Genomic DNA, 15,904 nt, shown 5'->3' with positions numbered 1-15,904 from the left:
GGACGGTGACGCGTCGACTCTCCGACGTCGCACAGAGGTTAGCTCCCCGGCCTGACAGACCTTCGGGTGCACCCCACCCGAAGGGCCGTTCCTGCCAAGGCCTTTCGGTGTCCCTCACCTGGTAGTGAACGGTATCACAAACTATTTGATGAGGTCTTTACCTCTTTGGTGTGCTGACTGTCACACGTGAGGGTCATTCCGCTCGCGTGTGCAGGACACGACAGCCCTCAACGTGCTAATGAGGCCGATTGTCCGCAATGACCCGTTCTCTACTTGTAGAGGTCAACGAGTTGACTCGGCTTTCCCGCGATCGGTGAGACGCGAACGAGCGCTCAGCGCCGTCGCTCCGTTGACGCCGACGGGCATGGGCGCCGGCTGCCCGGATTCTTCGGCACTTCCCTCCGTGTTCATGCCATCACCATCCGCCATGCCTTCGCGTCTGCGTGAGCGGCGGTAGCGGGGCGGCACGAACGACTGGGCCCAGTGCGGCGCGCGCGGCCTGAACCGCGGCAGCAGCAGGAGCACGAGGCCCACCGCGCTCAGGCCGACCAGCAGGGGCAGCACCCATGTCGAACCGTCCGCCGAGTACATGACCGAGTAGAGGACGACACCGAACGCGATCAGCGCCGACCAGAAATACATGATCAGCACGGCACGGGTCTTGGAGTGCCCGATGTCCAGCAGCCGGTGGTGCAGGTGGCCGCGGTCGGCCGCGAACGGCGACTTGCCGTTCCAGGTACGGCGCACGACGGCGAGCAGCAGGTCGGCGAGCGGGATGGCGATGATCGTCAGCGGCAGCAGCAGCGGGATGAACACCGGCAGCGCCGCGTGGGTCGCGCCGCGCGTGCCGCCCTCGAACAGCTTGAGGATGTCCGGGTCCACCTGGCCCGTCACCGAGATCGGGCCCGCGGCGAGCACGAGGCCGATCAGCATGGAGCCCGAGTCGCCCATGAAGATGCGGGCGGGGCTCATGTTGTGCGGCAGGAAGCCGAGGCACATGCCCATGAGGATCGACGCGAACAGGGTCGCGGGCGCGGCGGCCTCGATGCCGTACCCGTACCAGAGGTGGTACGCGTGCAGGAAGAACGCGGCGGCCGCGATGCACACGACGCCGGCGGCGAGGCCGTCGAGGCCGTCCACGAAGTTCACCGCGTTGATGGTGATGACGACGACGGCGACGGTCAGCAGCGTCGACTGCCACTGGGTGAGCGAGACGGTGCCCACGCCGGGGATCGGCAGCCAGAGGATGGTGAGGCCCTGCATGACCATGACGCCCGCGGCGATCATCTGCGCGCCCAGCTTGATCAGCGCGTCGATCTCGAACTTGTCGTCCAGGACGCCGATCAGCCAGATCAGCGCCGCGCCGGAGAGCAGCGCGCGCGGCTCGTTGGACTGCGCGAAGACCCCGTTGAGGTTGTGCAGGTTGTCGGCGACCAGCAGACCCGCGCACAGCCCGAGGAACATGGCCACACCGCCGAGGCGGGGAGTGGGCTCGCGGTGCACGTCACGGGAGCGGATCGCGGTCATCGCGCCGACCGCGACGGCGAACTTCCGCACCGGGCCGGTCAGCAGATAGGTCACCGCAGCCGTCACACAGAGCGTCAGCAGGTAATCACGCACGGGCTGCCCCACAAGTATCGCTGGCCATCAGCCCCACACCCTAGCCCTCGCCGCGTACGGACCGCCTCACAGGCGAGGACACCGCGGAGGGCCGCGGCGGTTGCACGTCGGGCAACCGCGGGCGCGCTCAGGGGCCGCCGCACCGGAGCCGCGGCAGTCTACGAAGTATAGGGCGGGAACAGCCCCGCAAGATCACGCACTTCCCCGCGCACCGCGCGCACCCGCCGCTCGCCACCGGTCAGCGCCGCCCCGAGCAGGGCCGCGATCGCACGCATCTCGTCCTCGCGCATGCCCTGAGTGGTCACGGCGGCGGTGCCGAGGCGCAGGCCGCGCCGTGCGCCGCGCGGCAGCACGCAGGTGTCGAGGACCATGCCGGCGGCGGCCAGGCGGGCCCGGGCGGCCCTGCCGTCCATGCCGAGCGGCGCCGGGTCGGCGCCGATCAGGTGGGTGTCGGTGCCGCCCGTCGTGATGTCGAGGCCCTCGGCGGCGAGCGCGTCCGCGAGGACGCGGGCGTTGGCGACCACGCGGCGTGCGTACGAGGCGAAGGCCTCCGTCGCCGCCTCGCCGAACGCGACGGCCTTGCCGGCGATCACGTGCATCTGCGCGCCGCCCTGGCTGAACGGGAACACCGCGCGGTCCACCCGCCCCGCCAGCCGCTCGCCGCACAGGACCATCCCGCCGCGCGGGCCGCGCAGCACCTTGTGCGTGGTCGCGCAGACGATGTCCGCGTACGGCACGGGGCTGGGCGCCACGCCGCCCGCGACCAGGCCCATGGGGTGCGCCTCGTCCGCGATCAGGTACGCGCCGACCTCGTCGGCGATCTCCCGGAACGCGGCGTGGTCGATGTGGCGCGGGTAGGCGATGGATCCGCACACGAGGGCCTTGGGATGGTGCGTGCGGGCGAGGGTGCGCACCTGGTCGTAGTCGATGAGTCCGGTGGCGGGGTCGACGCCGTAGCCGACGAAGTCGAACCAGCGGCCGGAGAAGTTGACGGGCGCGCCGTGGGTGAGGTGCCCGCCGTGCGGCAGCCCGAGCGCGAGCACGGTGTCGCCCGGCCTGAGCAGCGCGGCGTACGCGGCGAGCACGGCGGAGGATCCCGAGTGCGGCTGGACGTTGGCGTGCGCGGCGCCGAACAGGGTGCTCGCGCGGGAGACGGCGATCCGCTCGGCGGCGTCGGCCATCTCGCAGCCGCCGTGGTGGCGTGCGCCCGGGTAGCCCTCGGCGTACTTGTTCGCGAGCGGTGAGGCGAGTGCGGCGAGCACGGCCGCCGAGGTGAAGTTCTCGGCGGCGCTGAGCTGGAGGCTGTCCGCCTGGCGGCGTGCCTCGCCGAGCAGGACGTCGGCGATCTCGGGGTCCTGGCGGCGCAGGGCGCCCGAGGCGTCGGCGAAGGCGCCGGACGGCGGCGTGTACGCGGAGGCTGTGACCGACATGGGGCGCTCCTGTCGGCTGTGGGCGGGTACGTCCCAGGGTAGAGCGGGGGCGCGCATGCCGCGCGGGGGCCGGAGCGCGGCGGGGCTCAGAGCGCGGCGGGGACGCCCGTCAGGGCCGTCACGACCGGGTCGAGCGCCTGGTGGATCTCGTCGCCGATGGAGCGGAACAGGGTGATCGGGGCGCCGTACGGGTCGTAGACCTCGTCGGCCTCCGGGCTCGGCGCGAGCAGCCAGCCGCGCAGCGCGGCCGCCGCCCTGACGAGGGCACGCGCGCGCTCCACGACGCCGTCGTCCAGCGGGTCGGGCAGGGTGGCGGGGTCTATCGCCCGCACCAGCCGGGTGAACTCCTTCAGGGTGAAGGTGCGCAGGCCCGCCGAGTGGCCCATCGAGATGACCTGCGCGCGGTGGTCGCGCGTGGCCGTCAGGACCAGGTCGGCCCTGATGACGTGCTCGTCGAGCAGCTCGCGCCCGACGAATCCTGCCGTGTCCGCGCCGAAGTCGGCGAGCACGGCCTCGGCGTTGGCCTCCATGGGGGCGCCCTCGTGCCCCCAGGTGCCCGCGCTCTCCACGACAAGTCCGCCGGCCAGCCGCTCGCCGAGGCGGGCGGAGAGGGCATGCCGGTTGAGCCGCTCGGTGATGGGCGAGCGGCAGACGTTGCCGGTACTGACGTGGAGGATGCGGAACGTGCTGCCGCCTCCGTGTGCGGTGTCCGCTATGCCACGCCCCTCAGGGAGGGTCAACTGGCCACCTCTAGGTCGGGGGCCACCTTGCGGAGCTCGTCGGCGTCGAGCGCGCCGGCGCGCAGCAGGACCGGCACCTTCCCGGTGACGTCGACGATGGACGACGGCACGTTGCCCGGCGTGGGGCCGCCGTCCAGGTACACGGAGATGGAGTCGCCGAGCATGTTCTGCGCCGCGTCGCAGTCCTCGGGCGCCGGGTGCCCGGTCAGGTTGGCGCTGGAGACGGCCATCGGGCCGACCTCCGTGAGCAGTTCGATCGCGACGGGGTGCAGCGGCATCCGCACGGCGACGGTGCCGCGGGTGTCCCCGAGGTCCCACTGCAGCGACGGCTGGTGCTTGGCGACGAGGGTGAGCGCGCCGGGCCAGAACGCGTCGACCAGCTCCCACGCCTGCTCGGAGAAGTCCGTGACGAGGCCGTGCAGCGTGTTGGGCGAGCCGATGAGCACGGGGCTCGGCATGGAACGGCCCCGGCCCTTCGCCTCCAGCAGGTCGCCGACGGCCTCCGCCGCGAACGCGTCGGCGCCGATGCCGTACACCGTGTCGGTGGGCAGCACGACGAGCTCCCCGCGCCGCACGGCGGACGCTGCCTCTCGCAGACCGGTGGTGCGGTCGGTCGCGTCGTTGGTGTCGTAACGCCGTGCCATGTTCACAGGCTCCTTCGGTTTCCTGGGCCCGGTTCGCCGCCGGGCGCTCGGTGCCGCGGCGGGCGGCCGGCCGCGTCAGGCCGTGCCATGCGCTCCCCCGGTCCCCCGTTCGCGGCCACATTCTGCACCTCGCCGGTCACGGCATCGCCCTGCGGGCGGTCGCGAACCGTGGCCGGTTGTTGAGATCCGGGTGGTCGGCCGCGTCGGCCCAGCCGGCCTCCTCGCTGAAGATCCACGGCACCTGGCCGCCCTGCGTGTCCGCGTGCTCGATGACGACGAGCCCGCCGGGGCGCAGCAGCCGGTGCGCGGTGCGTTCGATGCCCCGGATGGTGTCGAGGCCGTCCTCGCCGGAGAACAGCGCCATCCTGGGGTCGTGGTCGCGCGCCTCGGGCGCCACGTACTCCCATTCGGTGAGCGGGATGTACGGCGGGTTGGAGATCACCAGGTCGACCTGGCCGTCCAGTTCGGGCAGCGCGCCCAGCGCGTCGCCCGCGTGCACGGTGACCCGCGACCCGTCGGCGTTCTTGCGTGTCCACACGAGGGCGTCGTCGGACAGCTCCACCGCGTGCACCGTCGAGCGCGGCACCTCCTGGGCGATGGCCAGCGCGATCGCGCCCGAGCCCGCGCACAGGTCGACGACGACGGGCTCGACGACGTCCATCGCGCGCACGGCGTCTATCGCCCAGCCCACCACGGACTCGGTCTCGGGGCGGGGCACGAAGACGCCCGGGCCCACCTGGAGTTCCAGGTAGCGGAAGAAGGCGCGGCCGGTGATGTGCTGGAGGGGCTCGCGCGCCTCGCGGCGTGCGATCGCCTCCCAGTAGCGCGCGTCGAAGTCGGTGTCGCCGACGGTGTGCAGCGCGCCGCGCTTCACACCGTGCACGTACGCGGCGAGCTCCTCCGCGTCGAACCGCGGCGACGGCACGCCGGCGTCCGCGAGCCGCCGGGTCGCCTGGGCGACCTCGGCGAGCAGCAGGCTGCGCGGTGCGGCGGCGCGGCGTGCCTCCCGTGGCGCGCCGTCGCCCCCGGGGGGCCCGCCGTGTGGTGGCTGCACGCTGGTTCCTCCTACTGGGCGGCGGCGAGCTTCGCGGCGGAGTCCGCGTCGACGCACGCCTGGATCACGGCGTCGAGGTCGCCGTCGAGCACCTGGTCCAAGTTGTACGCCTTGAAGCCGACGCGATGGTCCGAAATGCGGTTCTCGGGGAAGTTGTACGTCCGGATCTTCTCGGAGCGGTCCACGGTGCGCACCTGGCTGCGCCGCGCGTCGGCCGCCTTCGACTCGGCTTCTTCCTGGGCTGCGGCCAGCAGCCGTGAGCGCAGGATGCGCAGGGCCTGCTCCTTGTTCTGGAGCTGGCTCTTCTCGTTCTGGCAGGAGGCCACGACGCCGGTGGGCAGGTGGGTGATGCGGACGGCGGAGTCGGTCGTGTTGACGGACTGGCCGCCGGGGCCCGAGGAGCGGTAGACGTCGATGCGGAGGTCGTTCGGGTTGATCTCGACGTCGATCTCCTCGGCCTCGGGCGTCACGAGGACGCCCGCGGCCGAGGTGTGGATGCGGCCCTGCGACTCGGTCGCGGGCACGCGCTGCACACGGTGCACACCGCCCTCGTACTTCATCCGCGCCCACACGCCGCCCGCAGGCTCGGTGGCGCCGCCACCGCCCTTGGTCTTCACCGCTACCTGGACGTCCTTGTAGCCGCCGAGCTCGGACTCGGTGGAGTCGAGGATCTCGGTCTTCCAGCCGGTGCGCTCGGCGTACCTCAGGTACATGCGCAGCAGGTCCCCGGCGAACAGGGCGGACTCGTCGCCGCCCGCGCCGGCCTTGATCTCCAGGATGACGTCCTTGTCGTCGCTGGGGTCGCGCGGCACGAGCAGCAGGCGCAGCCGCTCGGTCAGCTGGTCGCGGCGCTGTTCGAGCTCCTTGACCTCGGCGGCGAAGTCGGGGTCCTCGGTGGCGAGCTCGCGCGCGGTGGCGATGTCGTCGCCCGTGCCCTTCCAGGAGCGGTAGGCGCCGATGATGGGCGTCAGTTCCGCGTACCGCTTGCCGAGCCTGCGCGCGTTGGCCTGGTCAGCGTGGACCGACGGGTCGGCGAGCTTCTTCTCCAGATCGGCGTGCTCGCCGACGAGGTCCTCGACCGCCTCGAACATCGGGGTCTCCTGAAGGGGGGTGAAGTGGAGCGGGAGCCGGATGGGTGGGGTGCCGGGCGGGCTGCCCGGGACGGCAAAGCGCCGGCCCCGGCGCCCCTTGGCGGGGCACCGAGCGCCGGCGCGTGGTGCTCGCTACTTCTTGGCGGAACCGGCCTTGCCGGACGCGGCGCCCTTGCCGAAGCGGGCCTCGAAGCGGGCCACGCGGCCACCGGTGTCGAGGATCTTCTGCTTGCCCGTGTAGAACGGGTGGCACTCGGAGCACAGGTCGGCGCGGATCGTGCCGGACTCGATGGTGCTGCGGGTGGTGAACGACGCGCCGCAGGTGCAGCTGACCTGGGTCTCGACGTACGCGGGGTGGATGTCGCGCTTCAAGGGTTTCTCCTAGTTCTGGGGAGGGTGCCGGGTCGCACGCGCTGACTGCGCGTACGTGAACCGGGACCGGCGGCCCAGTCTGCCAGCACTGTCCGCATCTCCCAAAACCGGAGTCCTGCACTCCTTGTTCCCGGCATTCCGACCGGGCCTTCGCGGGAGGGCTCAGGGCGCGCTCTTGACGATGCCGTTCGCGTCGCCCGTGTCGCCGGCGGAGTCCTTGGTGGCCGAGTGCGGGATGGGCCGGTCGGCGCGCAGCGCCTTCCACACGGTGTCCGCGCCGGGCCGTAGCGGCACCACGCGGTTGGGGTCGGCCGGGTCGTACTTCACCGGCAGAGTGATCATTGTCACGTTCTTGGCGGACAGGTCCTGCAGTCCCCCGGCGAACCCGATCAGCTCGTTGACGGAGTCGAGCTGCGAGTCGGGGGTGATGGACTTCGTCGCGGTGTCGGCCAGGTCGAAGAGCTTCTTCGGGTCGCTGAACAGGCCGACGCCCCTGACCTGGCGGATGAGCGCCTTCATGAACGCCTGCTGGAGCTCGATGCGCCCGAGGTCGCTGCCGTTGCCGACCGCGTGCCTGGTGCGCACGAGGCCGAGCGCCTGCTCACCGTCGAGGGTGTGGGTGCCTGGGCCCAGGCTGAGGTGGCTGTCCTTGTCGTGGATGGCCTTCGTCGTCGTGACCTTGACGCCGCCGAGCTGGTTGATCAGCTTCTTGAAGCCGGTGAAGTCGACCTCGATGTAGTGGTCCATCCGGATGCCCGTCATCTGCTCGACGGTCTTGACGGCGCACGCGGGCCCGCCGACCTCGTATGCGCTGTTGAACATGGCGGACGGCTCGGCCGGCGCCGTGCCACCCTTCTTCGCCTTGCAGGCGGGCCGGTGGACGAGGGTGTCGCGCGGTATGGACACGACGGCGGCCTTCTTGTGGCCGTGGTAGACGTGCACCACCATCGCCGTGTCGGAGCGGGCACCCGAGGCCTTGCCGTACTTGGCGTTCGCCCCGGCCCGCGAGTCGGAGCCGAGTACGAGGATGTCCTCGGAGCCGTTGTCGACGTTGCGCGGCCGGTGGTCGCCGAGCTGGGCGTTGATGTTGATGCCGCTGAGGTTGCCGTTCAGGCGGGCGTACAGGTACCCGAGACCGCCCAGGATGACGGCGACCAGCACGACGAGAGTCCAGATGACGCCCTTGAGCGTGCGGCGACGGCTGCTCCGGTCGGCGGTCATGGTCTCCCTCGGCTGTCGGCCCGGTCGTGCCGCCCCTGCCGTGGCCCGGGGCCCGGCACGCCTCCTGTTGCCGCGTGGTCCTCCTGTGCCGTTGTCGAGATCCAGCTCACAAAAGGGTCGCACAAAGGTGCCCCCTCGCGCCTGCGGAAGCGCGAGGGGGCACCTTTGTGTGCTCTGCGACCTGCCCGTCAGTCGTTGCCGTTGCCCGGCATCGGGGTGGTCTTCTGGATCTGCAGCAGGAACTCCGCGTTCGACTTCGTCTGCTTCATCTTGTCCAGCAGCAGCTCGATGGCCTGCTGCTGGTCGAGCGCGTGCAGCACCCTGCGGAGCTTCCAGACGATGGACAGCTCGTCCGAGCTGAGCAGGATCTCCTCCTTGCGGGTGCTGGACGCGTCGACGTCCACCGCCGGGAAGATGCGCTTGTCGGAGAGCTTGCGGTCGAGCCTGAGCTCCATGTTGCCGGTGCCCTTGAACTCCTCGAAGATGACCTCGTCCATCCGGGAGCCCGTCTCCACCAGCGCGGTCGCGAGGATCGTCAGCGAGCCGCCGTCCTCGATGTTGCGCGCTGCGCCGAAGAAGCGCTTCGGCGGGTAGAGCGCCGTCGAGTCGACACCACCGGACAGGATGCGGCCCGAGGCGGGCGCCGCCAGGTTGTAGGCGCGGCCCAGGCGGGTGATGGAGTCCAGCAGCACGACCACGTCGTGGCCGAGCTCCACGAGGCGCTTGGCGCGCTCGATGGCGAGCTCCGCGACCGTGGTGTGGTCCTCCGCGGGACGGTCGAAGGTCGAGGAGATGACCTCGCCCTTGACCGACCGCTGCATGTCGGTGACCTCTTCGGGACGCTCGTCCACGAGGACGACCATCAGGTGGCACTCGGGGCTGTTCACCGTGATGGCGTTGGCGATGGCCTGAAGGATCATCGTCTTGCCGGTCTTCGGCGGGGCGACGATCAGGCCTCGCTGGCCCTTGCCGATCGGGGCGACGAGGTCGATGATCCGCGTCGTCAGCACGCCGGGGTCGCTCTCCAGGCGGAGCCTGTCCTGCGGGTACAGCGGCGTCAGCTTCTGGAACTCGGAGCGGCCGCGGCCCGACTCGGGCGCCATGCCGTTGACGGAGTCGAGGCGGACCAGCGCGTTGAACTTCTCGCGGCGCTCGCCCTCCTTCGGCTGCCGCACGGCGCCGGTGACGTGGTCGCCCTTGCGCAGGCCGTTCTTGCGGACCTGCGCCAGCGAGACGTACACGTCGTTGGGGCCGGGCAGGTAGCCGGAGGTCCTGATGAACGCGTAGTTGTCGAGGATGTCGAGGATGCCCGCGACGGGGATCAGGACGTCGTCCTCGGCGACCTGCGGCTCGCTCGCGAAGTCGTCGCGGCCCCTGCGCCCGCGGCGGTCGCGGTAGCGCCCGCGCCTGCCGCGGCGGCCGCCGCCGTCCTCGTCGAAGTCGTCCTGACCGCCGCCCTGGCGGTCCCTGCGGCCCTGCTGGCCGCCGCCGCCCTGGTCGTCGCCACCCTTGCCCCTGCGGCCCTGGCGGCCGTCCCTGCGGTCGCCGCGGTCCTGCCGGCCGTCGCCGCCCTGGCGGTTGTCCTGCTGGCCGTCACGGCCGCCCTGGCCGCGCTCCTGGCGCTCGCCGCGGCCCTGCCGGTCCTGGCCGCCCTGGCGGTCCTGGCGACCGTCGCCGCCGGCCTGCCGGTCCTGCTGGCCGCCCTGTCCGCGCTCGTGGCGCTCGCCGCGGCCCTGCTGCTTGCCGTCCTGCTCGGGCGCCTGCACGGCGGCCTCGGCCTTGGCGTCGCCCTGCGGCTCCGCCTTGCCGTCCTGGCCCTGCTCGGGGGCGCCCGCCGGGGCCGTGGCCCTGCGCCTGCGGCGCTCGCCGCCCGCGGGCTGCTCGTCGCTCGCCGGCTGGCCGGGGATGTCGATCTGCTGCTGCGCCGCGTCGGCCGCCGCGGCGCCGTCGGACTCGCCCGTACGGGTACGGGACGTGGCGCGGCGCTTCGGCTTCGTCTCGGCGCCCGCGTCCGCGGCCTTGGCCGCCGGAGCTCCGCCGCCGGCCTGCGCCTCCTTGATGACCTCGATCAGCTGGCTCTTGCGCATCCGCGCGGTGCCCCTGATCCCGAGGCCGGACGCGACCTGCTGCAACTCGGCCAGGACCATGCCGTCGAGGCCGGTGCCGGAGCGGCGGCGCCGTGCGGTGGTGCCAGAGGCAGCACCTGCGGCGGGCGCGGTCGTGTCGACGTTGTCGTCGGCAGACACGCCCATCAGATCGGTGGTGTCGCTCACGAAGGGTCCTTCCCTGGAGCGGACGTCGGCCTTCTGGCTCGGCGACCGGTTGTGCTGTCCGACAACGGTCCTGGCTTGTTGACCGTGTCGGGACGGTGGTCCCGCCGGGTACGGCGGAGAAACTTGCGTGCGTGCCATGGGTCCCGGCCCGAGGCTCCCTGCTCGCCCCACTGCGGGGATGAGCGCGGAAGGTCGTGCCGGCTCCGGTGCGTGCTCAAAACTGCTCAGGCAGGCTGCTCAGGCAGTTGAGGAGGCTCCCGGATGAACGGGTGGTCCCGACTGGGGACGCAAAGCACCGAGCCGTAACCGGCTCCGGGTGCTGTATTGAGGTTAACACTACCGGCACCAACAAACATTCCCCCTCTCACTCACCGGCAATCGCGATCCCGCAATACCGGGCCTGCTAGGACCCGAGCGGCAGGACGCTCGCGCCCGCCGCGTCGAGGGAGAGCCGGTTCGCGGCCCACCCCTCGCCCGCCAGCCGTGCGACCTTGTCGGCCGCATCGTCCTCGACCAGCGCGATGACCGTGGGCCCCGCGCCGGAGATCATCGCGGGGACGCCGTCCCCGCGCAGCCTGTCGACGAGTACCAGGCTCTGCTCCATCGCGGGCTGCCTGTACTCCTGGTGGATGCGGTCCTCCGTGGCGGGCAGCAGCAGCTGCGGACGGCGCGTCAGCGCCTCGACCAGCAGCGCCGCACGGCCCGCGTTGGCCGCCGCGTCCACATGGGGGACCGTGCGCGGCAGCAGGCCGCGCGCGGTCCGGGTGAGCACCGGCGCGTCGGGCACGAACACCACGGGGACGACGGACGGCGCCGGGTCCATCCGGATGGCGCGCGCGGCCCCGTTCTCCGTCCAGGCGAGTGTGAACCCGCCGAGCAGGCAGGCCGCGACGTTGTCCGGGTGGCCCTCGATCTCGGTGGCGAGTTCGAGCAGGGCCGTGTCGTCGAGCCTGGCGTCGCCGCCTATCGTCACCGCGCGGGCCGCGACGATGCCCGCGCAGATGGCGGCGGAGGACGAGCCGAGGCCCCGCCCGTGCGGGATGCGGTTGGCGCAGACGACCTCAAGTCCCCTGGGCTGCCCGCCCAGCAGGTCGAACGCGGTGCGCAGCGCGCTCACCAGCAGGTGGCTCTCATCGCGCGGCAATGACGAGGCGCCCTCCCCCGCGATGTCGATGTGCAGTCCCGTGTCGGCGACGCGCACGACGACGTCGTCGTAGAGCCCCAGCGAGAGGCCGAAGGCATCGAAGCCCGGGCCGAGGTTGGCGCTGGTGGCGGGGGTGCGCACCCGTACGGCGGCGGCGCGGAAGGCGGGACCGGCCATCGGTTGGACGACTCTCCTTGTACCTGCGGGATCGGTTGTACCTGCGGGGATCGGCTTCGTGCTTCCGCGTGTGGCGCGCGGAAGCACACCCGCTCAAAACGGCCGCCGCGCGCGCGGCAACACCGCGGCGTGTGCGGCGGGGTGGGTCCTCCCACCCTACCCAAGGAAGGATGCGCCGCGACACAGGGCGCACAGGAGGCGCACGGTGCGTGTCGCAGGCGGCACCGTGCGCCCGCGCCGCGGCGGCGGCCCTCAGGCCAGGCCGAGTTGGTCCGCTGCGGCTGCGGCGTCGACGGGTACGGTGACGGGCTGCGGCGCCCCCTGGACGGCCCAGTCGGGGTCCTTGAGGCCGTTGCCCGTGACGGTACAGACGATCCGCTGCCCCCGATCGACCCGTCCCTCCTCGGTCGCCTTCAGCAGGCCGGCGACGGACGCGGCGGAGGCGGGCTCGACGAAGACGCCCTCCTGGGCCGCCAGCAGCCGGTATGCGCGCAGGATCTGGCGGTCGGTCACCTCGTCGATGGCGCCGCCCGACTCGTCGCGCGCGTCCAGCGCGAACTGCCAGGACGCCGGGTTGCCGATGCGGATGGCGGTGGCCACGGTGTGCGGCTCCTTGACGACCTCGCCGCGCACGATCGGCGCGGACCCGGACGCCTGGAAGCCCCACATGCGCGGGGTGCGGGCTGCGGGGCCGTCCGCGGCGTACTCCTTGTACCCCTTCCAGTACGCGGTGATGTTGCCGGCGTTCCCCACGGGCAGGACGTGCAGGTCGGGGGCGTCGCCGAGCGCGTCGACGATCTCGAAGGCCGCCGTCTTCTGCCCCTCGATCCTGGCCGGGTTGACCGAATTGACCAGGGATACGGGGTAGTTGTCGGCGAGCGAGCGCGCCAGCGTGAGGCAGTCGTCGAAGTTGCCGTCGACCTGGAGGATGCGCGCGCCGTGCACGAGCGCCTGGCCCATCTTGCCGAGGGCGATCTTGCCCTGCGGCACGAGGACGGCGCAGACCATGCCGGCCCGTACGGCGTAGGCGGCGGCCGAGGCGGACGTGTTGCCGGTGGAGGCGCAGATGACGGCCTGCGCGCCCTCGCCCTTGGCGCGGGTGATGGCCATGGTCATCCCGCGGTCCTTGAAGGAGCCGGTGGGGTTGGCGCCCTCGACCTTGAGGTGCACCTCGCAGCCGGTCAGCTCGGACAGGACCTGTGCGGGGACGAGCGGCGTGCCGCCCTCCCTGAGGGTGACGACCTCGGCGCCGTCCTCGACGGGGAGCCGGTCGCGGTACTCCTCGATGACGCCGCGCCACTGGTGGGTGCCCTGTGCGGGGCCTCGGTCGACTGCGATGGTCATGGGTCCCTACTCCCCTTCAACACGCATGATGCTGGCGACACCGCGCACGGTGTCGAGTCCGCGCAGCGCTTCGACGGTGCCCGAGAGGGCGGCGTCGTGCGCGCGGTGTGTGACCACGACGAGGGATGCCTCGCCGTCCTTGCCCTTCTGGCGGACGGTATCGATGGAAACGCCGTGCTCGGCGAAGACCGTGGCGACCTGGGCGAGCACGCCCGGTTTGTCGGCGACGTCGAGGCTGATGTGGTACCGGGTGACCACGTCGCCCATGGGGCTCACCGGGAGCCTCGTGTACGCGGACTCGCCGGGGCCAGTCGCCCCGGCGAGCCGGTTGCGGCACACGGCGACGACGTCGCCGAGCACGGCGGACGCGGTGGGCGGGCCGCCCGCGCCCGGGCCGTAGAACATCAGCTGCCCGGCGGCCTCGGCCTCGACGAAGACGGCGTTGTAGGCCTCGCGCACGGAGGCGAGCGGGTGGCTGAGCGGGATCATCGCCGGGTGGACGCGCGCGGTGACGGACCTGCCGTCGGCGGCGCGCTCGCAGATGGCGAGGAGTTTGACGGTGCAGCCCATGCGTTTCGCGGAGGCGAGGTCGGCCGAGGTGACCTCGGTGATGCCCTCGCGGTGGACGTCGTCGAGGCGGACGCGGGTGTGGAAGGCGATCCCGGCGAGGATCGCCGCCTTGGCGGCCGCGTCGAACCCCTCCACGTCGGCGGTCGGGTCGGCCTCCGCGTAGCCGAGCGCGGTGGCCTCGTCGAGCGCCTCGGAGTAGCCGGAGCCCGCGGTGTCCATCCGGTCGAGGATGAAGTTGGTGGTGCCGTTGACGATGCCGAGCACCCGGTCGACGCGGTCGCCCGCGAGGGACTCGCGCAGCGGGCGCACCAGCGGGATGGCGCCCGCGACTGCGGCCTCGAAGTAGAGGTCGCGGCCGCCGCGCCCGGCCGCGTCGTACAGCGTGGTGCCGTCCTCGGCGAGCAGCGCCTTGTTGGCGGACACGACGGACGCGCCGTGCTCGAAAGCGGTGGTGATGAGCGTCCTCGCGGGCTCGATGCCGCCGATGACCTCGACCACCACGTCGATGTCGCCGCGCTTGACCAGGGCCGTCGCGTCGGTCGTGACGAGGGCGGGGTCGATGCCGTCGCGCACCTTGCCGGAGCGGCGCACGGCGATGCCGGCGAGTTCGAGCGGAGCGCCGATCCTGGCGGCGAGGTCGTCCGCGTGCGTCGTCATGATGCGGGCCACCTCTGTGCCGACCACGCCGCAGCCAAGCAGCGCCACCTTCAGCGGACGCGTACGCATCATCCGACCTACGCCTTTCGTCGTGCCCCGCGGTCAGGGGCGGGGATGTCCACCAGTCTCACGCACCGGACGGAAGTTTCCGGCCGCCGTCCAGAATCCGAGATGTTTGTCTCGTCAACCGACGTCGAGACGGAAAAGATCTTCTTCCGTCTCGCGCCGGACGATGACCCGCGCCTCGCCGTCGCGCACGGCGAGCACCGGCGGCTTGAGCGCGTGGTTGTAGTTGCTGGCGAGCGAGCGGCAGTACGCGCCGGTGGCCGGTACGGCGATCAGGTCGCCCGCGGCGAGGTCACCGGGCAGGTAGGCGTCGCGCACGACGATGTCGCCGCTCTCGCAGTGCTTGCCGACGACCCGTACGAGCATCGGCTCGGCGTCGGAGCGGCGCGAGACGAGGGAGACACTGTACTCGGCGTCGTACAGCGCGGTGCGGATGTTGTCGGACATGCCGCCGTCGACGCTGACGTACGTGCGCAGGCCTTCGAGCGGCTTGACGGTGCCCACCTCGTAGAGCGTGAACGCGGTGGGCCCGACGATGGCGCGGCCGGGCTCGACCGAGATGCGCGGGGTGGCGAGCGCCGAGTTCTCGCACTCGTGGGTGACGATCTCCGCCAGGCGCTTGGCGACCTCCTGCGGCTCGCGGGGGTCGTCGGCCGGGGTGTAGGCGATGCCGAGGCCGCCGCCGAGGTCGATCTCGGGCAGCTCGACGCCGTGCTCGTCGCGGATGCCGGCGAGCAGTTCGACCACGCGGCGCGCGGACACCTCGAAGCCGGCCATGTCGAAGATCTGCGAGCCGATGTGGGAGTGGACCCCGGTGAGTTCGAGGCTGTCGAGGCCGAGGATCCGCCGCGCCGCCTCGGCGGCCTGCCCGCCGGCCAGCGAGAACCCGAACTTCTGGTCCTCGTGGGCGGTGGCGATGAACTCGTGGGTGTGCGCCTCCACCCCGACGGTGACCCTGATCTGCACCTTCTGCCGCACGCCCCGGCGGAGTGCGGCGTGCGCGACGCGGGCGATCTCCTGGAAGGAGTCCACGACGATCCGGCCGACCCCGGCGCGGACGGCGCGGTCGATCTCTTCGGGCGTCTTGTTGTTGCCGTGGTAGCCGATGCGCTCGGGCGGCATGCCCCCTGACAGGGCGGTCGCGAGCTCGCCGGCGGAGCACACGTCCAGGTGCAGCCCCTCCTCGGTGAGCCAGCGCACCAGGGCGCGGGAGAGGAACGCCTTGCCGGCGTAGTAGACGTCGGCGCCGGGGCCGAACGCGTCCTTCCAGGCGCGGCAGCGCGCGCGGAAGTCGGCCTCGTCCATGACGTATGCGGGCGTGCCGAACTCCTCGGCGATGCGGGTGACGGGGATGTCCGCCGCGGTGACGACGCCGTCGTCGGCCCTGCGGACGCCGCGCGACCAGACCTTGTCGTCGAGGGCGTTGAGGTCCCCGGGTGCGGCGGCGGCGTCGGACGGCTGGGTGCCTGCGTGCTGAGCGGGAGGGGTCATGGCTGGTGGC

General features: G+C 72.1%; 13 protein-coding genes. All 13 read right to left on the bottom strand.

What is annotated here, in order from left to right; translation table 11 throughout:
* Window positions 1-282: 282 nt before the first annotated feature.
* Window positions 283-1,620, bottom strand: coding sequence for an MraY family glycosyltransferase (locus IH48_RS0105555; RefSeq protein WP_037841128.1), 1,338 nt, complete (start codon window positions 1,618-1,620; stop codon window positions 283-285).
* Between the two features lie 158 nt (window positions 1,621-1,778).
* A complete protein-coding gene (gene glyA / locus IH48_RS0105550) occupies window positions 1,779-3,050 on the bottom strand; it encodes a serine hydroxymethyltransferase (RefSeq protein WP_030899867.1) in 1,272 nt (423 codons plus the stop codon).
* Window positions 3,051-3,136: 86 nt separating this feature from the next.
* Entirely contained in the window at window positions 3,137-3,790 is a 654-nt protein-coding gene (locus IH48_RS0105545; protein WP_030899865.1) for a low molecular weight phosphatase family protein, read from the bottom strand.
* Window positions 3,787-4,434, bottom strand: coding sequence for an L-threonylcarbamoyladenylate synthase (locus IH48_RS0105540; RefSeq protein ID WP_030899863.1), 648 nt, complete (start codon window positions 4,432-4,434; stop codon window positions 3,787-3,789). The genes IH48_RS0105545 and IH48_RS0105540 overlap by 4 nt, the downstream gene beginning before the upstream one ends.
* Before the next feature lie 136 nt (window positions 4,435-4,570).
* On the bottom strand, window positions 4,571-5,410 hold the full coding sequence (gene prmC / locus IH48_RS0105535; protein ID WP_030899860.1) for a peptide chain release factor N(5)-glutamine methyltransferase: 840 nt from the start codon (window positions 5,408-5,410) through the stop codon (window positions 4,571-4,573).
* 89 nt (window positions 5,411-5,499) lie between these two features.
* Complete coding sequence (gene prfA, locus IH48_RS0105530; protein ID WP_030899857.1) at window positions 5,500-6,579, bottom strand: peptide chain release factor 1; 1,080 nt, start codon at window positions 6,577-6,579, stop codon at window positions 5,500-5,502.
* Window positions 6,580-6,711: 132 nt separating this feature from the next.
* Window positions 6,712-6,951, bottom strand: coding sequence for a 50S ribosomal protein L31 (gene rpmE, locus IH48_RS0105525; protein ID WP_030899854.1), 240 nt, complete (start codon window positions 6,949-6,951; stop codon window positions 6,712-6,714).
* Between the two features lie 162 nt (window positions 6,952-7,113).
* The gene (locus IH48_RS0105520; RefSeq protein ID WP_051839224.1) at window positions 7,114-8,172 is read right to left on the bottom strand and encodes an LCP family protein; all 1,059 of its coding nucleotides are present in this window, start codon (window positions 8,170-8,172) and stop codon (window positions 7,114-7,116) included.
* Window positions 8,173-8,360: 188 nt separating this feature from the next.
* On the bottom strand, window positions 8,361-10,445 hold the full coding sequence (rho, locus tag IH48_RS0105515) for a transcription termination factor Rho (RefSeq protein WP_030899848.1): 2,085 nt from the start codon (window positions 10,443-10,445) through the stop codon (window positions 8,361-8,363).
* A 403-nt stretch (window positions 10,446-10,848) separates the two neighbouring features.
* Window positions 10,849-11,766 (bottom strand): homoserine kinase, encoded by a 918-nt coding sequence (gene thrB, locus IH48_RS0105510; protein WP_030899845.1) that lies wholly within the window; start codon window positions 11,764-11,766, stop codon window positions 10,849-10,851.
* Between the two features lie 252 nt (window positions 11,767-12,018).
* Window positions 12,019-13,110, bottom strand: coding sequence for a threonine synthase (thrC, locus tag IH48_RS0105505; protein ID WP_051839222.1), 1,092 nt, complete (start codon window positions 13,108-13,110; stop codon window positions 12,019-12,021).
* 6 nt (window positions 13,111-13,116) lie between these two features.
* On the bottom strand, window positions 13,117-14,409 hold the full coding sequence (locus IH48_RS0105500) for a homoserine dehydrogenase (protein ID WP_030899840.1): 1,293 nt from the start codon (window positions 14,407-14,409) through the stop codon (window positions 13,117-13,119).
* Between the two features lie 111 nt (window positions 14,410-14,520).
* Complete coding sequence (gene lysA / locus IH48_RS0105495) at window positions 14,521-15,894, bottom strand: diaminopimelate decarboxylase (protein WP_030899837.1); 1,374 nt, start codon at window positions 15,892-15,894, stop codon at window positions 14,521-14,523.
* Window positions 15,895-15,904: the final 10 nt, after the last annotated feature.

Origin of the sequence: Streptomyces sp. NRRL F-5126, assembly GCF_000721265.1 — a bacterium.
Classification (GTDB): domain Bacteria; phylum Actinomycetota; class Actinomycetes; order Streptomycetales; family Streptomycetaceae; genus Streptomyces.
The sequence above is the reverse complement of the archived record's forward strand: the minus strand, read 5'-3'. Positions and strand labels throughout refer to the sequence as shown.